21 protein-coding genes and 1 riboswitch are annotated in these 18,877 nt (G+C 43.6%); of the genes, 6 read left to right on the top strand and 15 right to left on the bottom strand.

Going from position 1 to position 18,877, the window contains the following annotated elements:
• The first annotated feature begins 119 nt into the window (after positions 1–119).
• The 4 genes from hxlA to DMO16_RS21230 all read left to right on the top strand — a co-directional run bounded on the left by hxlA (position 120) and on the right by DMO16_RS21230 (position 3,361).
• Positions 120–752, top strand: coding sequence for a 3-hexulose-6-phosphate synthase (gene hxlA, locus DMO16_RS21245; protein ID WP_061972057.1), 633 nt, complete (start codon positions 120–122; stop codon positions 750–752).
• A 10-nt stretch (positions 753–762) separates the two neighbouring features.
• Positions 763–1,320, top strand: coding sequence for a 6-phospho-3-hexuloisomerase (gene hxlB / locus DMO16_RS21240; protein ID WP_061972056.1), 558 nt, complete (start codon positions 763–765; stop codon positions 1,318–1,320).
• A 67-nt stretch (positions 1,321–1,387) separates the two neighbouring features.
• Complete coding sequence (locus tag DMO16_RS21235) at positions 1,388–2,104, top strand: 3-ketoacyl-ACP reductase (RefSeq protein WP_061972055.1); 717 nt, start codon at positions 1,388–1,390, stop codon at positions 2,102–2,104.
• A gap of 117 nt (positions 2,105–2,221) precedes the next feature.
• Positions 2,222–3,361 carry a zinc-dependent alcohol dehydrogenase gene (locus DMO16_RS21230; RefSeq protein WP_129479948.1) on the top strand — a complete coding sequence of 380 codons (1,140 nt, stop codon included), beginning with the start codon at positions 2,222–2,224 and terminating at the stop codon, positions 3,359–3,361.
• 38 nt (positions 3,362–3,399) lie between these two features.
• On the opposite strand, the gene DMO16_RS21225 is transcribed toward DMO16_RS21230, so the two are convergent.
• From DMO16_RS21225 to DMO16_RS21195, 8 genes are all read right to left on the bottom strand, one after another.
• Positions 3,400–4,545, bottom strand: coding sequence for an ABC transporter permease (locus DMO16_RS21225; RefSeq protein WP_061972053.1), 1,146 nt, complete (start codon positions 4,543–4,545; stop codon positions 3,400–3,402).
• A complete protein-coding gene (locus tag DMO16_RS21220) occupies positions 4,546–5,667 on the bottom strand; it encodes an ABC transporter permease (protein WP_129479947.1) in 1,122 nt (373 codons plus the stop codon). It lies immediately after the preceding gene.
• A 91-nt stretch (positions 5,668–5,758) separates the two neighbouring features.
• On the bottom strand, positions 5,759–5,884 hold the full coding sequence (locus DMO16_RS25265) for a hypothetical protein (RefSeq protein ID WP_277873773.1): 126 nt from the start codon (positions 5,882–5,884) through the stop codon (positions 5,759–5,761).
• A 130-nt stretch (positions 5,885–6,014) separates the two neighbouring features.
• On the bottom strand, positions 6,015–6,950 hold the full coding sequence (locus tag DMO16_RS21215; RefSeq protein ID WP_129479946.1) for an ABC transporter ATP-binding protein: 936 nt from the start codon (positions 6,948–6,950) through the stop codon (positions 6,015–6,017).
• A gap of 121 nt (positions 6,951–7,071) precedes the next feature.
• A complete protein-coding gene (locus DMO16_RS21210; protein WP_129479945.1) occupies positions 7,072–8,172 on the bottom strand; it encodes a sensor histidine kinase in 1,101 nt (366 codons plus the stop codon).
• 11 nt (positions 8,173–8,183) lie between these two features.
• Entirely contained in the window at positions 8,184–8,822 is a 639-nt protein-coding gene (locus DMO16_RS21205; RefSeq protein ID WP_061972921.1) for a response regulator transcription factor, read from the bottom strand.
• A gap of 145 nt (positions 8,823–8,967) precedes the next feature.
• Complete coding sequence (locus DMO16_RS21200; protein ID WP_338082328.1) at positions 8,968–10,272, bottom strand: Nramp family divalent metal transporter; 1,305 nt, start codon at positions 10,270–10,272, stop codon at positions 8,968–8,970.
• A 316-nt stretch (positions 10,273–10,588) separates the two neighbouring features.
• Positions 10,589–10,933, bottom strand: coding sequence for a DUF3870 domain-containing protein (locus DMO16_RS21195; RefSeq protein WP_129479944.1), 345 nt, complete (start codon positions 10,931–10,933; stop codon positions 10,589–10,591).
• 408 nt (positions 10,934–11,341) lie between these two features.
• On the opposite strand from DMO16_RS21195, the gene DMO16_RS21180 reads away from it, so the two are divergent.
• Together DMO16_RS21180 and DMO16_RS21175 are read left to right on the top strand one after the other, a co-directional pair.
• Entirely contained in the window at positions 11,342–11,545 is a 204-nt protein-coding gene (locus DMO16_RS21180; RefSeq protein ID WP_129479943.1) for a hypothetical protein, read from the top strand.
• Entirely contained in the window at positions 11,542–11,916 is a 375-nt protein-coding gene (locus DMO16_RS21175) for an EamA family transporter (protein ID WP_129479942.1), read from the top strand. The genes DMO16_RS21180 and DMO16_RS21175 overlap by 4 nt, the downstream gene beginning before the upstream one ends.
• A gap of 44 nt (positions 11,917–11,960) precedes the next feature.
• Here DMO16_RS21175 and DMO16_RS21170 read toward each other — a convergent pair whose 3' ends face one another.
• The 7 genes from DMO16_RS21170 to DMO16_RS21140 all read right to left on the bottom strand — a co-directional run bounded on the left by DMO16_RS21170 (position 11,961) and on the right by DMO16_RS21140 (position 18,743).
• Entirely contained in the window at positions 11,961–12,569 is a 609-nt protein-coding gene (locus DMO16_RS21170) for a DedA family protein (protein ID WP_061972048.1), read from the bottom strand.
• An 80-nt stretch (positions 12,570–12,649) separates the two neighbouring features.
• Positions 12,650–14,035, bottom strand: a complete 1,386-nt coding sequence (locus tag DMO16_RS21165; RefSeq protein WP_206738146.1) for an MATE family efflux transporter — start codon at positions 14,033–14,035, stop codon at positions 12,650–12,652.
• The gene (locus DMO16_RS21160) at positions 14,032–14,388 is read right to left on the bottom strand and encodes a GIY-YIG nuclease family protein (protein ID WP_129479941.1); all 357 of its coding nucleotides are present in this window, start codon (positions 14,386–14,388) and stop codon (positions 14,032–14,034) included. Before DMO16_RS21160 ends, DMO16_RS21165 begins: the two co-directional genes overlap by 4 nt.
• Positions 14,389–14,407: 19 nt before the next feature.
• Entirely contained in the window at positions 14,408–15,160 is a 753-nt protein-coding gene (locus tag DMO16_RS21155) for a DUF2087 domain-containing protein (protein ID WP_061972045.1), read from the bottom strand.
• Positions 15,161–15,297: 137 nt separating this feature from the next.
• Entirely contained in the window at positions 15,298–16,491 is a 1,194-nt protein-coding gene (locus DMO16_RS21150) for a nucleoside transporter C-terminal domain-containing protein (protein ID WP_061972044.1), read from the bottom strand.
• A gap of 150 nt (positions 16,492–16,641) precedes the next feature.
• Positions 16,642–16,750, bottom strand: a riboswitch (purine riboswitch).
• 73 nt (positions 16,751–16,823) lie between these two features.
• Complete coding sequence (gene purU, locus DMO16_RS21145; RefSeq protein WP_241840619.1) at positions 16,824–17,699, bottom strand: formyltetrahydrofolate deformylase; 876 nt, start codon at positions 17,697–17,699, stop codon at positions 16,824–16,826.
• Positions 17,700–17,777: 78 nt separating this feature from the next.
• Positions 17,778–18,743: a nuclease-related domain-containing protein gene (locus DMO16_RS21140; RefSeq protein ID WP_129479939.1), complete on the bottom strand. Its 966-nt coding sequence runs from the start codon at positions 18,741–18,743 to the stop codon at positions 17,778–17,780.
• Between the last annotated feature and the right edge of the window lie 134 nt (positions 18,744–18,877).

Below are 18,877 nucleotides of genomic sequence, written 5' to 3'. Positions count from 1 at the left end.
TCACAAAATGTAAATAAGAGGTATACTTACAACTATCCTTTTCGAATGACAATTATCGTTTAAGGAAATATTACAGGTAGCATCAACCTAGATAAGACATCACAGGAGGAGAACTAACAATGGAATTACAACTAGCGATAGACCTTGTCAATACAGAAGAAGCCATCCAATTGGTGAAAGAAGTAGAAGATCACATTGATATCGTGGAGATCGGTACTCCGGTTGTTATTAATGAAGGCCTTGGAGCCGTTAAAGCGATGAAAGAAGCATTCCCGAATTTGAAGGTTCTGGCTGACCTGAAGATCATGGATGCTGCAGGATACGAAGTAATGAAAGCTTCCGAAGCAGGTGCAGACATTATTACGATTCTTGGCGCTGCTGAAGATGCATCCATCCAGGGTGCTGTGGAAGAAGCCAAAAAACAAAACAAAAAAATCCTTGTTGATATGATCGCTGTTAAAGACATTGAAACACGCGCGAAAGAACTCGATAATCTTGGTGTTGATTATATTTGTGTTCATACCGGTTATGATTTACAAGCGGCAGGAAAAAATTCGTTTGAAGACTTGAAAGCCATCAAACGCGTGGTAAAAAACGCAAAGACTGCTGTTGCTGGCGGCATCAAACTTGAAACCTTATCTGAAGTTGTGGCAGCACAGCCTGATCTTGTCATTGTCGGCGGTGGTATTACCGGACAAGATGACAAAAAAGAAACTGCAGCTAAAATCCAAGAATTAATCAAGCAAAACTAAGGAATTAACTATGAAAGCTTCACATTATTATTCGGAAATTGTGAAGGAATTAAGCAGAGCTGCGGACTTAATTTCAGATCAAGAAGCAGAAAAGCTTGTGGATGAAATTCTCCTTGCCAAAAAGATCTTTGTTGCAGGAGCCGGCCGAAGCGGATTGATGGGAAAATCCTTCGTGATGCGGATGATGCATATGGGGCTTGATTCCTATGTAATCGGTGAAACGGTGACTCCCAACTTTACCGAAAATGACCTTATCATTTTCGCCTCAGGCTCTGGGGAAACGAAAAGCTTGATCACGATGGCGGAAAAAGCCAAAAGCATTGGTGGAAAAGTAATGGCCGTTACCATTTTCCCTGACTCAACGCTGGGAAAAATGGCAGATGCCTGCGTGAAACTGCCAGGCTCTCCAAAGGACCAATCGGATAACGAGTATAAAACCATTCAACCAATGGGATCCTTATTCGAACAAACACTGCTGTTGTTTTTCGATGCGGTGATTCTGCGTTTTATGGAAAGAAAAGGGCTTGATACCGACACCATGTTCGGCCGTCATGCCAATCTGGAGTAGCAATAAGATTTACAGGGATTGGACTGCTTTTAGCGGTCCTTCCCGTGTACATAAAGGAGGAATATTTATGCAGACATTAAAGGGAAAAACGGCGCTTATTACCGGAGCTGGCCGGGGGATCGGCCGTGCCACTGCCATCGCTTTTGCGAAAGAAGGCATTCATGTCGGTCTTCTGGGAAGGACCCTTGCCAACCTGGAAAAAACGGCAGCAGAACTGAAGGAATATGGAGTAAAAGTATCCGTCGCTGAAGCTGACGTCACCGACTATGATGCAGTTGTAAAAGCGGTAGAAACCCTTACTTCTGATTTAAATCAAATTGATATATTAATCAACAATGCCGGGGTCGCCAAATTTGGCGGATTTCTCGAGCTTTCGCCAGAAGAGTGGAAAAACATCATAGACGTGAATGTTATGGGTGTCTACAATGTCACCCGAGCGGTCTTGCCGGAAATGATTAAACGAAAAGCGGGCGACATCATTAACATTTCATCCTCTGCAGGACAAAAAGGAGCACCGGTAACGAGTGCCTACAGTGCCTCCAAATTTGCAGTTCTTGGATTAACAGAATCACTCATGCTCGAAGTAAGAAAACACAATATCCGGGTCAGTGCCCTTACACCAAGTACTGTCGCAACAGACCTGGCGATTGAAACCAACCTGACGGACGGCAATCCTGAAAAAGTCATGCAGCCGGAAGACATGGCGGAGTTCATGGTTTACCAACTTAAATTAAACCCGCGTATTTTCATCAAAAATGCAGGCATGTGGTCAACCAATCCATAAATGAATGACGGAAGCAGCTTCTCCTTGCGAGAGCTGCTTTTTTAACGTTTATGTAAATGGTGGATAAAATATCTCACAAAGGGTATAGGATTTTATACCATATTTAGGAGGTCGATTATGAAGGCCGTTACGTTCCAGGGAGCAAAAGAGATCGAAGTAAAAAATGTAGAAGATCCCAGACTGCAGGAAAAAGAAGATATTATTGTACGTATTACCTCCACTGCCATTTGTGGATCGGATTTGCACATTTATCAGGGCGCTCTGCCTGCACATAAGGATTATGTCATTGGACATGAACCAATGGGCATAGTGGAAGAAGTGGGTCCTGATGTTACCCGTGTAAAAAAAGGGGACCGTGTCGTCTTACCATTTAACATTTCATGCGGCCACTGTTATTATTGCCAACATGAGATGGAAAGCCAATGTGATAATTCCAACCGTAATCCTGAATTTGATACCGGAGGATATTTCGGATTTACAGAGCGCTATGGTGACTACAGCGGCGGACAGGCTGAGTACCTGCGCGTCCCATATGGGAACTTTATGCCGTTTGTCATACCGGAATCCGCTGAACTCGAAGACGAGGCCGTCCTCTTCATGTCAGATGTTCTTCCTACTGCCTATTGGAGCGTGGAAAACGCCGGGGTCAAAGAAGGAGATACGGTTGTCGTTCTTGGTTGCGGACCAATTGGCCTGATGACGCAAAAATTCGCCTGGATGAAAGGCGCCAAACGGGTCATCGCTGTGGACAATGTTCCATACCGCTTGAACCACGCCGTCAAGATGAACAATGTGGAAGCCTTTAATTTTGATCAGTTCGATGATGTCGGCGCCCATATTCATGAGATTACCAACGGAGGATCTGATGTCGTTATCGACTGTGTCGGGATGGATGGCAAAAAGTCAGCCGTGGAAGCCATTGAACAAAAATTAAAGCTTCAGGGCGGGACACTGAGTGCGGTCCAGATTGCCATCAGAGCGGTTAAAAAGTTCGGTACCATTCAAATGACCGGTGTATACGGGTCCATGTATAATATGTTTCCGCTTGGAAATATCTTTGAACGGAACATCACCCTGAAAATGGGGCAGGCTCCGGTAATTCATTACATGCCAATGCTTTTTGATAAAATCGCCAATAAGGAGTTCGACCCGACAGAAATTATTACCCACCGCGTTCCTCTGGATCAGGCAAGCGCAGCCTATCAAACCTTCAACGATCATCAGGATGAATGCATTAAGGTCGTATTAAAGCCATAACGCAAAATCCCCTTTGGATAACCAAAGGGGATTTACTATTAAATAAAGTTTCTTACGTTGTTTCCGCGGCTGAATTTGTAAATGGCGATCATGAAGAATGCCAACGCAAAGGCGAATAGAATGGAAATGTTCATGGAAAGGCTGCTAAGCGAATGCCCTTTTTGCAGCTGGGTGATGGTATCAAGCAGCCATCTCTGAGGCAGGAATTCTGCAATTTTTTGCATGGTCTTTGGCATGATTTCCACTGGCCAGAAGCAGCCTGCCAGAAGGCATGTTGGCGTCATGATCAGGTTTTGCATCGCTCCTGAGGAAGCGGTAGTGGACGCAAAGGAAGTAATAACAAGCGATAATCCTACTCCGGCAAGCGCGAAGATCAATAGCACTCCAACCATCGTCCAGAATGGAACACCTGGAGAAATGTGAAATACCTTTGTCATCACTGTGAGTGTAATTAAAATTTGCACAGTCATGATAATCATGTTCACAACCACATTGGAAAAGACATAGATCCGGCTGTTGATTGGCGATGACATTAAGCGTAAATACGTTCTGTTTTCCTTTTCACGAATGATAATCTCGGATAATCCACCTGCACTGGAGAGCATAATCATGATGAGGAAGCCGATCGTCTGGCCGGTAATGTCATTATTTTTGGACGTATCCTTTAATGATTGAGCATTAACCTTGAAGCTTGAATCTTTGTACTGATCGTACATTTTTTGGAATGCGGTGTGATCTCCTCCTGCCGCTTTGCTCAAGGAAGCCACATTGGACAGATAATTGTTCACATAGGATTTTACAAAGCCTGTGATAGAGGCACCTTTAATCGAAACCATCTCGATATGGTCCGGGTTTCCATTCATCACACTTTTTGAAAAGCCTGAATCCAGGATGATTACACAATCCAGTTTTCCAGATGCAATCTGGTCGTTTATTTTTGAAGAATCGATGTTAGAGACCTTAACATGGTTGATTCCGCTGATGAATTTCACAGTATCTTTTGCTATTTTTCCATTGTCATGATTAACGACACCTGCATACATCGTACTCGGGCCCGTGTTCCCGTAAGCGGCGATCCCGATAAGAATACCAATCAGCGGAACAAACAGGTAGGTAAATAATCTTTTTTTGTTTTTTACGATAGATCTCAACGAATTTGAGATGAGCCAAAGAACTTCTTTCATTTAAAACCCTTCCCTTCTTTTAAACGAGACGATGGCAATGCTTAAAAAGACAATCGCAATACCCAGGTTTAAACCAATAACTTGAAGAGAGGCAGCGAGATCATTGTTATAAATAATTTTGGTTATGGCTGTATTCGCCCATGTAATCGGGGAAAGGTTCATGATGAACTTCATAATCCCGTCTGCGCCTTCAATTTTGAAATACGCACCCCCAAAGAATGAGGCAAGCTGAAGGATAATCAGAATGAGCGTTCTTGCAGCCTCACCGGTTTTCACAATGTAGCTGATGCCAAGGCCGAAACTGACAGCAAGGAAAACTTCTGACAGAAGAATGATGATAACGAAACCGAGATGATCTCCCCAGTTCGCTTTAAACAAGAATGAACTTACAGCAACGATCAATAAAAGAGACAACAGGTTTAGCACAATGCTCCCGATGATTTTACCCAGAAAGATTTCAGCTTTGTTGATCGGTGCAACGGCAAGGCGCACTGCTGTATTTCGGGTTCTTTCTCCTCTGAGCAGGAAGGTTGCTCCAATCGCTCCATATAGGGCAATCATTGTGGTTACCGCCACCGCATAATAATCCATCGAACCTGGTGCTTTTTTGGCGTTTAAAGATGTTTCCTTTACATAATCATGTGAGGTTCCGCTCGCCAGCACCGCCTGTGTCTGATCGGGCTTCACTTTGGCCACCTGGCTCACAAGATTATACTTATCCGCAAACGCAGTCAGCATGCCCTGAACAATACTGCTCTCGATGCTGTTTCGTTCACTGCCGTAGAAATTCATTCCCTTATTGGACACCTCTACATAGGCATCATAGTGGTTTTGCCTTACTGCCTTTTTACCATCGGTTGTATCAGAGGCTTTATAAAAATGAATATTTTCCTTTTTGGCCGCTTTCGTGAATTGTTCAAAATAGGGTGCTATGCTCGTGTTGTCGGTTTCTTTATAAAGGACCTTCATTTTATCTATTCTTACTTGGTTATCAAACGCATTGGATAACGCTGATCCAAGAACCAGCATCATGACGATAGGAAACGCCAGCATGAAGATAATCGTTCGTTTATCCCTGATGCTGATTTTCAACTGCAGAAGTGCAATGTTTAACACGTTCACAGGGAGGACCTCCTTGATTTTTTTATAAAGTTCACTTCGGAGTTTGGTTGATTTCTCGTTTCAGGTTGCTCGCTTTTACCGGCGTAAACGCCTACTTTACCGGTGCAAGCGCCTCACTGGTTTCACCTGGCACGCATCTCCCGTAGGAGTCTCGCACCTTCACTACAATCAACCCCAATGAAGCCACAAACAAATTGAGCTTCTCTGTTAGGCTCATTAAGGTAAAAACTTTTGGCTAGCGCTGTTTTTAATGGTAGGAATTTTTGGCTTTGCCTTTTGTTGATGGTTGGAACTTTTGGCTTTGCCATTTGTTAATGGTAGGAGATTTTGGCTATCGCCAAAACTCCTTAATCCCTCAAGTTTCTTCCGGTTAGAGTGAGGAAGACGGTTTCGAGGTTGGGTGCTTGCTCCTTGAGGGAACGGATTTCGATGTTGCGGTTGATAAAATACTGGATGATTTTATTCAGGTTGCTTACCTCGGCCTGGGAGTTGATTTTAACGACGTTTTCTTCGACTTGAACGGTATTTACTCCGTTAATTTCCTTAATGGCACTTTCTTCCAGGCTATCGTTGGATTTTACATCGACCCAGATGTCTTTCGTATCGGTGATAATGGCCTTCAACTGTTCTTTGGTTCCTTCTGCGATGACTTTGCCGTGATCTACGATGGCAATTCTCGTACAGATCTCTTCAACTTCTTCCATGTAATGGCTCGTGTAGATAACGGTGCATCCCATCTCGTTCAATTGCCTAACCGAATTTAGGATATAATTTCTCGACTGCGGATCAATGCCTACTGTCGGTTCATCCATGATAATGAGTTTTGGCTTATGGGCAATGGCACATGCGATGTTAAGCCTTCTCTTCATGCCGCCGGAAAAGTTTTTCGGCAAGCTCTTCTGTTTATCGAGCAAGCCAACGAACTTTAGCGCCTCCTCTACCCGGTCTTTCAGTTCTGTACCTCTGAGGCCATAAAGCCCGGCAAAAAAGCGGACATTCTCATAGGCTGTCAAATCTTCGTAAATGGCCAAATCCTGTGGAACAATGCCGATGTTTCTTTTGGCAAACTTGCTTTGACTTGCAATGTTCTTGCCAAGAATTTTGATTTCTCCTTCGTTGCTCCTCAGCAACCCTGCAATCATATTGATTGTGGTACTTTTCCCGGCTCCATTCGAACCAAGAAAGCCGAAGATTTCTCCTTCTTTAATTGATAGGGACATATTGTCTACAGCGATGAAGTCACCGAATTTTTTTGTAAGATTATTAATTTCCAAAACGTTCATCCATCTCACCTCTAGTTATTCTTTATAGTGTCAGTATACGGAAAAAGAGCGAACCAACGCAGTGCATTAGTTCACTCTTTTCATATGAGAATTCTCATGTTCTTTCCATGAGTACCTTCCTTTAGCCCATGGGAAGAAGGGTCGTAACGGAAAAACCGTTCGTCCCATCAACAATGACGGTTCCGTTCACTGATGCGGTCCTCTCTTCCATCCCCATGATGCCAAGGCCTTTTACAACCCTTTGGGCACCTTTTCCATTATCTTTAACCTCTGCTTTGACCATCCGGTTGAGTACATGAATTTCAATGGAAATCTCCGTTGCTCTGCTGTATTTTAAGGCGTTCGTCAATGCTTCCGTAACATTTTCTGTGATAATCTTCCACTGAATTGGTGTGATCATATCCATGTTCCCTTTATAGACAAAAGGAACCTTGATCCGGTGTTTGACAGAAAACTCTTCGAGAATCAGCTTCAACCGTTGTACTCCCATCTGTTCTGTTGGAGGTTTCATGTTCTTTAAGGTGATCCGAATATCTTCAATGCCTTGTTTGGAAATGGAAATGGCGTTTTGCATAAGCTCCTTTGCTTTTTCCGTATCCAGGCTGAGCAGACTTTTCGCCGCTTCCATCTGAATCAGTGCTCCGGTCATGGAGTGTCCGATGCTGTCATGAATTTGCTGGGAGATCCGGTTTCTTTCCTCCAGGCGGTTGGTGTATTCCGACTGTTTAATGTATTCCTGATTCTCATTGAGACTGGCCGTAAGACGCTGTATATCATGCCTCATTTTATCGAGCTTATCTTCATACATCATCATTTTTTCCGAATAGCGGGTAGCCATCGTAAACAACACGAAGCTAAAAGCGGACACCAGGCCATAAAGATATTCTGCTTCCTGCAAGTAAAAAACCGGAATCAATCCCAGTGCCAAAAGGGCCCACTTCACTTTAATAAAAGGAGATGCCAACTCATAAAAATTGATGGGCAGCAGCAGAATCAACAGCGGGTTCACATCGTAAAAGGACAGACAGATGAGGATGACCGACCCCAGCAGAATCCCTTGTCTGATTCTTTCCTTGCTGAATACATACAAGATACTATTCATGCTGATATACAAAAGAAGGCAAAAAACGATGTTCGGCAGGTTATCCACATTGGCGTAGGCATAGCTGACCGCAAGAAAAAGCACAACGACCAGCTTGGTGTAAATGATCCATAGTTCCATTTATTTCGCCCCTACCCAACAGACCCGGTTAAATAATAGATGGCAATCTGTGTCCGATGCTCCAGTCCGGTTTTGCCCAGAATAGACGTGATATGGTTGGCAACCGTACCTTCCGATATGAAGAGCTGCTTGGCAATGGATTTATTGGAGTATCCTTTGGCGATCAGTGCCATGATGCCCATTTCACGCTCGGTAAACAAGCTGGCATCAATCTTGTGCTCATCTTTTTTGCTTCCGTCCATATTTGATTTTAATTTATCCAGCACTACATCCTGCATCACGGTATTGCCATGATAAACACTTTTTATAGCCTCTCTGATCCGCTCGGGCTCTGTATTTTTTAACAGATACCCTTTTGCCCCGTTTTTAATGGCATCAAATATGTATTCATCATCATCAAAGGTAGTAAGGATTACCGGCTTTGTGACTGTCTGTTCCGCAATCAGCTTTGTTGCCTCCACTCCGTTCATGTTCGGCATCCGTACATCAAGCAAAGCGATATCCACTTTGTTCCATTTACAATAGTCCACGGCCTCCTGTCCGTCATTAAGCGTTGCGAGCACCTCAAAATCTCCATATGTGCTCAAGATGATTTTCATGCCCTCCCGTATAAAGGAATTATCATCCGCAATCACAATTTTTATTGTCATTTTCATTTCAGCAGATCGTATCTGCTGCTCACATCCTTCTATAATAATCTTACTTTCTTCTATAGTTAATTGGCTCTATTTTACCAAAAATCCTTTTTTCCATACAAAAAGAGCCTGTCCCTTTGGACAAGCCCTTCCTTGAGGATTATTTAAAGATGTTTTGCAGCTCATTGATTCCAAGAAAAGCAAACATCAGTATACATCCAATAAGTACGGCATTGGCGAGCCACTTGTTTCGATATTCCGCCTCGACCCGCTTCGAATTCAGAAGAACCACAAGAGATATGGCCAAAAACGGCATGAACAACGCGCCAAGTGCTCCATACAGGATAATCAATTCCACCGGTTTTCCGAAGAAAAAGATCAGCATTGGAGGAAACGTCAGCCATGCAAGGTATAGACGATACATCGGCTCCTTTTCTGAGACCGGCTTTATCGCTTTCACTTCTCCTTTTTTCAAACGAATCGTTTTAATAAAATCAGCAAACAGATAAGGCACACCGTTCCATACGCCAAGAAGTGAGGTAAAGGCCGCTGACCAAAAGGCAACCAGGAACAGCCATCTCATCGGAGTTCCAAATTCTTCACCCAGCATTTGGGCAAGGTTGATCAGCCCCTGGTCTCCACGAAGTTCAACATCTGTACCATATAAAAATTTAGCACCAATTATAAGTGCCGCCATGCAGAAAAGGCCCGTCATGGCATACGCAGCTTTGGCATCCAGTCTCATAATAGAAATCCATCCCCTGCCGTTCCATCCTTTCTCCTTCAGCCAGTAGCCATAGGATGCCATGGTGATGGTTCCGCCTACTCCGCCAATCAAACCGAGCGCAAGCACGAAGGACCCATCTGGAACTTTAGGAACAATACCACCCGCAAATTCTCCCAAGCTTGGTAAAAAGAGAAGGGCAGTCCCGATAATCGTAATAAACATCACACCAATCAACACGGTCATAATCCGTTCAAACAAAAGGTAACGCCCTGTCCAAACGAGGACAAAGCCCAATAGCGAATGGACAACCGCCCAAGCCCAAACCGGCATGATGGGAAACATCGCATGCATGCCAAGACCGCACGTTAAGGCTGCTGCAGCACCGTATATGTATCCCCAGATGACAGTATAAACACCGAAATAACCTGTTGCCCATCTTCCCAGTGAATGCCACCCTTGCAAGATCGTTTGTCCGGTGGCCAAATACCAGCGGCCTACTCCTTCATTCAAAAAGTATTTTAAAATAGCCCCTACAATAACCGCCCAAACAAAGGTCATCCCGAACGATGTTCCGATAACGATAGCTGTGATCATATCAGCTGTTCCCACACCGGTAGCCGCCACAACAAAGCCCGGACCGATCATTTTCAATTTTTGGCCCCATGTCTGTGGCGGAGCTCCCGCGTTTTTCATAGACGTATGGTTGAGTTCCGTGCCTGCACTTGCTTCACTTTTCATCTCCAGTCCCCTTTTCATAATTTAGTAAAGCGTTTTCTAAACTCGTCACGATAAAACTTTTCCTTCAAATCTATTATGTCACTAGTATAGAAAATTTTGAATACTTAATATTTAAATATCCATCTCCTTTCCAAAGAGCACCAAAAAAAGCCCGCACTAAACCATAGGCATAAGGAGTCTGACGCGATTCCCTACTGCTATGGATAGCGGGACTTTCCTAATTACTGTGAAATGGGTGTGTTTCACCATTAAGAAGACACTTTCCAATCGTATACTCTTTAATTATTGTTTATTTTAGCAAGATCTGCAAACGGTTTCAATGAGTTGTTTGCGACTGTCTCATCTTTTCCATATATCTTTTGTACGCCGCTTTTACCGCCATAATGACTGAATTGGTGGATGGCGTATAATAATAATCTTCTATTCTCTGAACCAAACCGTCAAGCCCCTGAGAAAGATCATAACCCACGATCACTCTTCTCAAGAAGTCCCTTGCCAGTTCTGTAACAAAGGTAAATTCAGCATTCACAATCAAATTGGTCTCTGTGTCAATTTCCATAACAATGCCGGAAGTTTTGTATAGTTCAAACATGGAACTTCCCTGTGGCGCTTTCGCATACCCCGTAACAAGCACCGTGTTCATCTTTACTAATTTACTCATTTTGCCAGACCCCTTCTTTGTCTGTGATTTGTTTTTCTTTCTTATTGTAACAAACCTTATGTGCTATCTTACGGTGAAAGGAGCAAAAATATATATGTACCTGAAAATAAAAATCCATTAGATGGTTTGCTTATTTTTCCAAATTACCATTGACTTAAAGCTGACTCTAAGTTGTAATCTTGATTAAAAAAGAAGGGGAGGATTTATTATGTATACGATCGGTGAAGCGGCAATAAATACGGGCATCAGTGCCCATACACTGTGTTACTATGAAAAGCTGGGATGACTTCCAAAACCCGAAAGGCAGAATGGCCATAAGCGCTTATATTCGAAAACAGATATGGCATTTATCATGTTTTTAAAAACCCTGAAGGATACCGGGATGCCCTTGGAAGAAATGAAGAATTCGTGCAGGATGGGTGCATCTGGGACAGTCGGGAGGAAGACCCGGATTACAAGGCCGTCCCTGTTCTGACGGAAAGAGTAAACATCCTGGAAAAGCATCTGAGAAACATGGAAGAGAAAAAGCGGGAACTGGGAGGCATCATGATGATCACCAAGGAAAAACTGCAAACATATTACACATTAATGGAAGAGGATGCGAGGAGATGAAAAATCAGAGAGTCTATATTCTTATTCGGCTTTTGCAGTATTTACCGGAGCCACATTCAATCTCGGGAAATAGCTGTAAGTTTTTTTCGCCTGCCATTCTCTTTATGGCTTTATGTATGTCCGTGCTCGGTTGTTTATGGTGGAATCTAGGCCTACAAAAAATAGGATCTGGTAAAACGTCCTTATTTTTCAACCTGGTTCCATTTGTGACGATGATCATTTCTGCTATAACAGGAGCAGCGGTTACTTACCCACAGCTGTTTGGAGTAGGATTTGTTATTTTGGGTGTACTGACTGCGTCCGGTGTTTTTCCTCTTACCCCTTCAAAAACGGTTCTTACCCAGGATGGTGGAGCACCTATAGGAAAATGATGGCACAAGAATCAGGAGAAGCATGAATCTTCTCCTGTTTTTTCTTATCTTCCTCTTCTCTTCTTTACATATAAAAACAAGAAGAGCAACAGTCCAGCAGCAAGCAAGGCATACATCAAGTTGGAATAGATGTCCATAAAATAAACCACCTGCTCCCAGTTTCGGCCAAACGCGGCGCCGACATAGACCAGAATCGTATTCCAAATCAATGTGCCGAGAGTTGTGAACAACAGAAAAAGGCTGAACCTCATGCCTGACATCCCCGCCGGAATAGAAATCAAACTTCTGATTAAGGGAACGAGCCGGCAAAGGAACACCGCCCAATAGCCAAACCGGTCAAACCAGCTGTCCGCTTTATGAATGTCTTCCTTTTTCAACCTTAGAATATGTCCCCATCGGTCAACGATTCGTTCGAGTCGCGGAACATCGAGATAGGTACCGATTTTAAATAGCACTGCTGCTCCAAATACAGAACCCGCCGTGGAAGCCAGAATCACACCCCACACCGTAAGCTTGGAAAAGGATGTCATCATTCCTCCGAAAGTGAGAATTACTTCGGACGGAATCGGCGGAAAAATATTTTCAAGGGCAATCATAAAGAACACGCCGATATACCCGAATTGTTCGATCACATCAGTAATCCAGTTTTGCATAAAAACCTCCTGAACGCTTGCACTCCCTTACCTACTACGAATGAAAAATGCTTTGGTTTCAACCCAAAGCGGTTTTTTTACTAATCAATCAAACGGACAATCTGTTTATTCTTCCATGACAACCGGTAATACGCATACTGCAGGGCAAGCGTAACAATAAAGGCGGCGGGATACCCGACCCAGATTCCTCTGATTTCAAGACTGGTATATTGGGAGAGGTAATACGCAAGCGGAACCTCAACCAGCCAAATGGGCAGGATACTCAATATCGTTGGCCACAGGACAGTACCGCTCGCTCTCATTGTGGCATTTAATATCGCGGAGTGGCCCATAATCACATAGCTCCACAACGTGATCACCAAAAGACTGTGAGCGATATCCACCGTCTCCCCGTTGGTCAGGAACAAACTCAAAATCGGCCGGGAGAAAAGGTAGATCAGGATAATGATTGTTCCTCCAAGCAAGTAGTTAAGCAACAGTCCTGACCGAATGACCAGTTTCAGCCGTTCCATCTGGTTGGCTCCGATCGATTGAGCCGCAAAAATTGATACCGCGATACTCAATGAGATGGCCGGCATCTGCACATAGCTTGCCACCTGGTTAACGACCCCGTAGGCGGCCGTAGCATCCGATCCATATAGGTTAACGAACGAAATGACTGCAATCTCCGATATGGACAGCAGGATCATGCTGATACTGGATGGAATGCCCAGCTTTAGCAACAGCTTCAGCAGTTCCTTGTTGATTTTCAGTTTGCTGGCAATTGAGGAATCAAACTGTAGCGGATGACTGGTTTTTCGCAAATAAAAAATCATCGCTATAAAGGCAACAACGGTAGAGACTACCGATGAATAAGCCGCACCGTAAACACCCGTCTCAGGGAAACCCATCCAGCCAAACACAAACACCGGCATTAAAGCAATATTCAGTACCATACTCACAACCAGAAAGTAAAACGGAGTCTTGGAATCCCCGGTTCCCCTCATGAAGGTTGTGTACACCGAATAGAGAAACAAAACCGGGAGCGACCAGAAAAGAATGCGCGCATAATGGGCGCTCACCTGAATAATGTTGTCAGGTGTACCAATGATTCGCAACACTTCATACGTGAAAATGCCGCCCAGTATAGCAAGCACCACCCCGAGCAAAAAGGTAAAGGTTAACGTGGTGCCAACAATCGCCTTCAGCTTTTCCTCATTCTTTGCCCCAAACGCCTGCCCGATCAGGATGGAGCTTCCTGAACCGATGCCGATCACAAACGATATGAGCAAAAAGAACAACGGAAAAAAGGCAGAGATCGCAGCCACGCTGTCGACCCCAAGCCATCTCCCGATAATGACCATGCCCACCAGCTGTCCAGCGGATTGCATCACATTGCTGAACAGCAGCGGTACGAGGAAAAGCATCATCGGCTTCATCACCGTCATCTGTGAAGGCTGTTCCTGTAACGCTTCATTTCCATTCATCGCGGTTTTTCCTTATTATAGCCACGGCTTCCAAATGGCTTCAGCTCTTGTAGCCATTTGTCCTCCAGTACTTCAAGTTCCCGTTTTTCATTAAAGTAACCTGTTTCTTTTTTCTCCAGCGTTTCCAGCACCTCGAATTGGAATGCATCTTTTCCGTAGTAATTCCAGTCAGCCTGAAGCTCTCTGTTCGTACTGGAACCTTGCTCCAGCTCAAACTTTCGACCGTTTAATGTTTTTAAATTCCGGGTGCTTCCCACAAACACTTTATGATTCACGGTATTTTTTATGGCGTAAACACCCGCTTTAATTTTTGTTTCAAGATATTGCTGCTTTAATTCTTTCTTTCTGTTCAAAACTGTTTCCTTCCTTCTCTTATTTTTTCAGCCAATAGGAACTTCCATCCGGTTTTCGATCCAGAAACCCATACTCGATCATATATCTTCGCAACGTGACAAAATCGTGATAAACACTTTTCAATACCTCATTCACATCCTTTTCAGAGTAGGTCTCTTTTGGATGAAACAAGGTAGAAATTTCACGCAATACCACAAGCTTTTGCTTCTCTTTTGCCGGAAATGTTTTTAATGACTTGCTTCCCTCAATAAAATACTTTTTAAGCATCTTCTCCTGCTCTTCTTTTGTCACATTGTACCGGTCATCCACCATGGTAGCTGTTTGGTGAGGCGCGATCAGTGACGGCGCATGCTCATCCTTTTCTTTCATCAGTTCCATCAGTGTCAGCAGCATTTTCGCCTGTCGTTCTTTTTCCTTTAAAACAAACCGGTGGTTCCGGATGGTCGAAGTACTTCCGACTTCCATCTCCTTCTTGATTTCGGTGTCACTTTTTCCTTCATAAAAAAGACGCAGCAGCCGGTTTTGGTGATCCGTAAGTCCGGTCAGCTTTTTATTAAGACCGATAAGATAATCAAAAACCGATCCGTGTTCGTTTTGAATATGAAGATTCATGAATTTTTCTGCTTCATACAGAATATTGTCCTGTGGATAAATAATGCCCTTCTCTACCTCATTTCCGCAGAGCAGGCAAACAAACTGTTCCTTTTCTTCGAGATAACCCTTTTTCAGATCCTCAAGCGGCGCTTCCCAAAAACGATCGGATATAACCATTAAACAAACAACTCCTATTATCGTTTAGTTATTTACAAACATAATATGATATCGTTTGTTTATTGTCAAATTAATTTTTGTAAAAAAACGAAAAAAAAGACCTTCCGGAAAATAATTCCGAAAGGCCTTCTTATTTTTTACCAAACAAAAAGTCCAACAAGCATCGCACTCAATAGTGATACGGCCATTCCGCTCACAAGCAGTTTCCAAACGTTCTTACCGATCACCACAGACTTTTCTTCTCCGAGGATGGAGTTGTACGTTCCATAAATCATACCGACCGTACTAAAGTTCGCAAATGAGGTTAAGAAGGTTGTGGCAACCGCAACGGTGTGCGGCGGGAGTGATTTCAATTGTGTTTTCAAATCCATCATGGCCACGAATTCATTGGTTGCCAGTTTAATCCCCATTAACTTCGCCACGTACATGGCATCATGTTTAGGAAGCCCCAGAAGGAACGCAAACGGACTGAAGATGAATGAGAAGATTTTTTGAATCGTAAGACCATGGATGAAAAAGCCGAGAATGCCGTTTACCGCAGACGTTAATGCCACATATCCGATGACCATGGCGAGAATGACAATGACCATGCGAATACCAACAAGCATACTGTTTGAAATGGTGGAGAAGAAATCTTTCTTTTCTTCCTTCGGCGGAACGTAAACCACGTCCTCCTCTTTCGATACATCCACCGGGTGCAAAATACTAGCAAGCAACAGCGCGTTCAGACAGTTAAGCGGAATCGCCGCAAACACATAGGTTGCGGGCACCATCGTTAAGTACGCGCCGATAATGGAGCCGCTGATACTGCTCATGCTCATCAAACCGAACGTCAAAAGCCTGTGTTGTTTAAGCACCACCAGTTGCTGGCGGATAACTGCAAGCGCTTCGGTATTCCCGAGAAACATCATCTGAATGGAGAAGAAACTTTCAAGCTTTGGCAAACCGGAAATTTTCGAAATGACCCAGCCGACCTTATCAATGATCCACGTTAAAATACCGAAATACGAAAGAATATCAAAAAAGGTAACAACAAAAATAATAGGAAGCAAGGCACTAAAGAAGAAATCAACGTTTTCGTTCGCCATAACGGATGGAAAAACAAACGCCGTACCGTCATTTGCACATTGAATGAGCCAGGAGAAAAACGCCGCAAACCGGTCAATGATCGCCGTACCAATTTTCGTTCCGAGCATAAACCACGTAATCAGCAGCTCAACAACAAACAAAACGCCGATCGATTTCCATTTCACATTTCTTCGGTTTGGGGAACACGCAAAAACAACGCCAACCACAACCAGGATGCCAAGCAGATTAATCAAAAAATACAAACCAACCACTCCCACTTTTTTTCCGTATATAAAAAGCCCTTATTTCCCGCTCACCGTCTACCGGACAGAAAGCATGAAAACAAGGGCAATGGGTCTATCCATATGAGAAAAAAGGTTTTTTTCCCAACAAAGATAAGTGACCATTCCATTGATGTATTCATACTTCCTTGTAGTCCGGCATTTAACGGCTGCCAGGTAGAGACTATCAGACCGAATTCGATTGTACTGATACTATACAAGGATTATTCTTTGCTAATAATGGTCATTTTAGTACATACGTCATGGTTTGACAATATCTGCGAAAAAAGTCCTATTTAAAAAAACTTTTTGAATTAATTAAAAACAATGGTTTTGTTTTCGTGAACGAGCACACGGTCCTGCAGATGCCAGTTTACCGCACGCGCCAGCACACTTCGTTCGATCGAACGGCCAATTTTCCTCAGATCCTCCGCATTATGGTGGTGGCTAACGCGCTCAACTCCCTGCTCGATAATTGGACCTTCATCGAGATCATTCGTTACATAATGAGACGTTGCCCCAATCAGCTTCACACCCCGGTTATAGGCTCTTTCATACGGCTTGGCCCCAATGAAAGCCGGCAGGAAGGAATGATGAATGTTGATGATGCGGTGCGGATGTTTTGATACAAAATTTGGTGTTAAAATCTGCATGTAACGCGCCAGTATGATGAGTTCAATGTTATACTCAGCCAGCAGCTGAAGCTGTTTTTCCTCCACTTCCTGGCGAATGTCCTTGTTCGCCGGTATGTAATAAAACGGAATGCCTAGCGACTCCACCAACCCTTTTGAGGTTTCATGATTGCTGATGACAAGCGAAATATCTGCATCCAAATCCCCGTTTTGGTATTCCCATAAAAGTTCAAGCAGACAGTGCGGTTCTTTTGAAACAAAAATGGCTGTCCTTTTTCGTTTGGATGCCAGTGACAGCCGCCAGTCCATGTTAAACTCGGAGGCGATTTTCGAAAACGCTAGTTTCAGCCCGTCCGCCCGCTCGTGCAGGTGATCGATTTCGAACTCCACGCGCATAAAGAACATTCCTGCTTCCGGGTCCGTGGAATGCTGGTTGGATTCCCCAATATTTGCTCCCTGGCCATATAAAAACTGTGATACCGCCGCCACAATTCCCGGCTGGTCCCCACAGCTGATCAGCAGTCTCGCTTTATTCGTGTTTCGTGCCTGTTCATTCATTTGACCAATCTCCATTTCTTTGCCTTTTAGTATCTGAGTATACGGCATTGGAACGGAAAAGTGAAATGAAAAAGTGGGCTAGTCGCTGGAGGGGAGGTGGTAGATGGTGGATTTGTGATTTCCTTCATGGTGTTTGGCTATTGAACGGAGAATCCGGTTGACTACATGTCTCGAGGATAGAAGTAGAAACTCTCTGGCTTGCTGATTCGTTATCGTCGTATTGATTAAACAGCTATAATCCCTAAGTGCATCAAGGTGAGCCGTTTTGCAGGTACAATAACAGCTCGGACAAAACCAGCTTCCATGTCTCCTTTCCATCGGTGTGAGGCCGCAATCCACGCATTGTACTCCTTTTAAAAGTTCATGTCTTCCTATCTCAAACTGCTCCAGTACATCCGAGTTTGCTTCACTGTGTTGTTTTAATAGAAGACGAATGATTTTCTTTAACTGCTTGTCTGGCATTACATGTTGATAGCAGGCATCTAATTCAGTGATTTTAATTGGGAGGGCTTCCCGATGAAGGATCGTTTTACGAAGATATTTATGTTCAGGAGAGATCATGATTTGGGAGTTAGAATTGCTGATTACTACAAAAGATTTAATAGGCACTTCAGTAATCTTATGTTTTATTAACCACGCTCGAAGCTGAGTCTCTTGCCGTTTTACTTGAAGGAGCGGATCGGGAAAGACTTCTTCCTTTCCGTTCAGCGTGCGAACCAACTGATGGAATTCCTGGTCAAAAAATAATTTACCGGCGATGTTTTTCACTTCTAATATGAGAATGAACCGGGGAGAAATAAGCAAAGTATCTATTTGAAAGAAGTAGTCATTATGCGGAAGATGTAGATCATGGAGGATGGAGTAATTTTGGGAATCGAGGAAACTAAGAGGATAGTCTATGGAGTATTCCCCTCTGTAACCGGCCATCTTTTTTGCGAGCATTTCTTCAATATAGGGGATTTTGGGGTGATTTTTTGGTAACCTGCGTAATAATGATTGTAATTTTTGAATCATTAGCGGCAATTGCCGCTTTTTAACGATCATTTCATCACTCCTTGATATGTTTTCGCTGATTTTCACGCTCCAAAATCTAACTTATTTGCGAAAAACACTGATTTATGCGCAAAAATTTCTATTTATCCGCGAAACAAGCCCCCTTATCCGCGAAAATGAAATAA

Source organism: Fictibacillus sp. S7 (assembly GCF_004127935.1).
Classification (GTDB): Bacteria; Bacillota; Bacilli; order Bacillales; family Fictibacillaceae; genus Fictibacillus_C; species Fictibacillus_C enclensis.
The sequence above is the reverse complement of the archived record's forward strand: the minus strand, read 5'-3'. Positions and strand labels throughout refer to the sequence as shown.

What these genes read in the sequence shown, in the direction of transcription:
- hxlA (WP_061972057.1), top strand. Translation starts at nt 120, where the DNA reads ATGGAATTACAACTAGCGATAGACCTTGTCAATACAGAAGAAGCCATC.
- hxlB (WP_061972056.1), top strand. Translation starts at nt 763, where the DNA reads ATGAAAGCTTCACATTATTATTCGGAAATTGTGAAGGAATTAAGCAGA.
- DMO16_RS21235 (WP_061972055.1), top strand. Translation starts at nt 1,388, where the DNA reads ATGCAGACATTAAAGGGAAAAACGGCGCTTATTACCGGAGCTGGCCGG.
- DMO16_RS21230 (WP_129479948.1), top strand. Translation starts at nt 2,222, where the DNA reads ATGAAGGCCGTTACGTTCCAGGGAGCAAAAGAGATCGAAGTAAAAAAT.
- DMO16_RS21225 (WP_061972053.1), bottom strand. Translation starts at nt 4,545, where the DNA reads ATGAAAGAAGTTCTTTGGCTCATCTCAAATTCGTTGAGATCTATCGTA.
- DMO16_RS25265 (WP_277873773.1), bottom strand. Translation starts at nt 5,884, where the DNA reads ATGAGCCTAACAGAGAAGCTCAATTTGTTTGTGGCTTCATTGGGGTTG.
- DMO16_RS21215 (WP_129479946.1), bottom strand. Translation starts at nt 6,950, where the DNA reads ATGAACGTTTTGGAAATTAATAATCTTACAAAAAAATTCGGTGACTTC.
- DMO16_RS21210 (WP_129479945.1), bottom strand. Translation starts at nt 8,172, where the DNA reads ATGGAACTATGGATCATTTACACCAAGCTGGTCGTTGTGCTTTTTCTT.
- DMO16_RS21205 (WP_061972921.1), bottom strand. Translation starts at nt 8,822, where the DNA reads ATGACAATAAAAATTGTGATTGCGGATGATAATTCCTTTATACGGGAG.
- DMO16_RS21200 (WP_338082328.1), bottom strand. Translation starts at nt 10,272, where the DNA reads ATGAAAAGTGAAGCAAGTGCAGGCACGGAACTCAACCATACGTCTATG.
- DMO16_RS21195 (WP_129479944.1), bottom strand. Translation starts at nt 10,933, where the DNA reads ATGAGTAAATTAGTAAAGATGAACACGGTGCTTGTTACGGGGTATGCG.
- DMO16_RS21175 (WP_129479942.1), top strand. Translation starts at nt 11,542, where the DNA reads ATGAAAAATCAGAGAGTCTATATTCTTATTCGGCTTTTGCAGTATTTA.
- DMO16_RS21170 (WP_061972048.1), bottom strand. Translation starts at nt 12,569, where the DNA reads ATGCAAAACTGGATTACTGATGTGATCGAACAATTCGGGTATATCGGC.
- DMO16_RS21165 (WP_206738146.1), bottom strand. Translation starts at nt 14,035, where the DNA reads ATGAATGGAAATGAAGCGTTACAGGAACAGCCTTCACAGATGACGGTG.
- DMO16_RS21155 (WP_061972045.1), bottom strand. Translation starts at nt 15,160, where the DNA reads ATGGTTATATCCGATCGTTTTTGGGAAGCGCCGCTTGAGGATCTGAAA.
- purU (WP_241840619.1), bottom strand. Translation starts at nt 17,699, where the DNA reads ATGAATGAACAGGCACGAAACACGAATAAAGCGAGACTGCTGATCAGC.
- DMO16_RS21140 (WP_129479939.1), bottom strand. Translation starts at nt 18,743, where the DNA reads ATGATCGTTAAAAAGCGGCAATTGCCGCTAATGATTCAAAAATTACAA.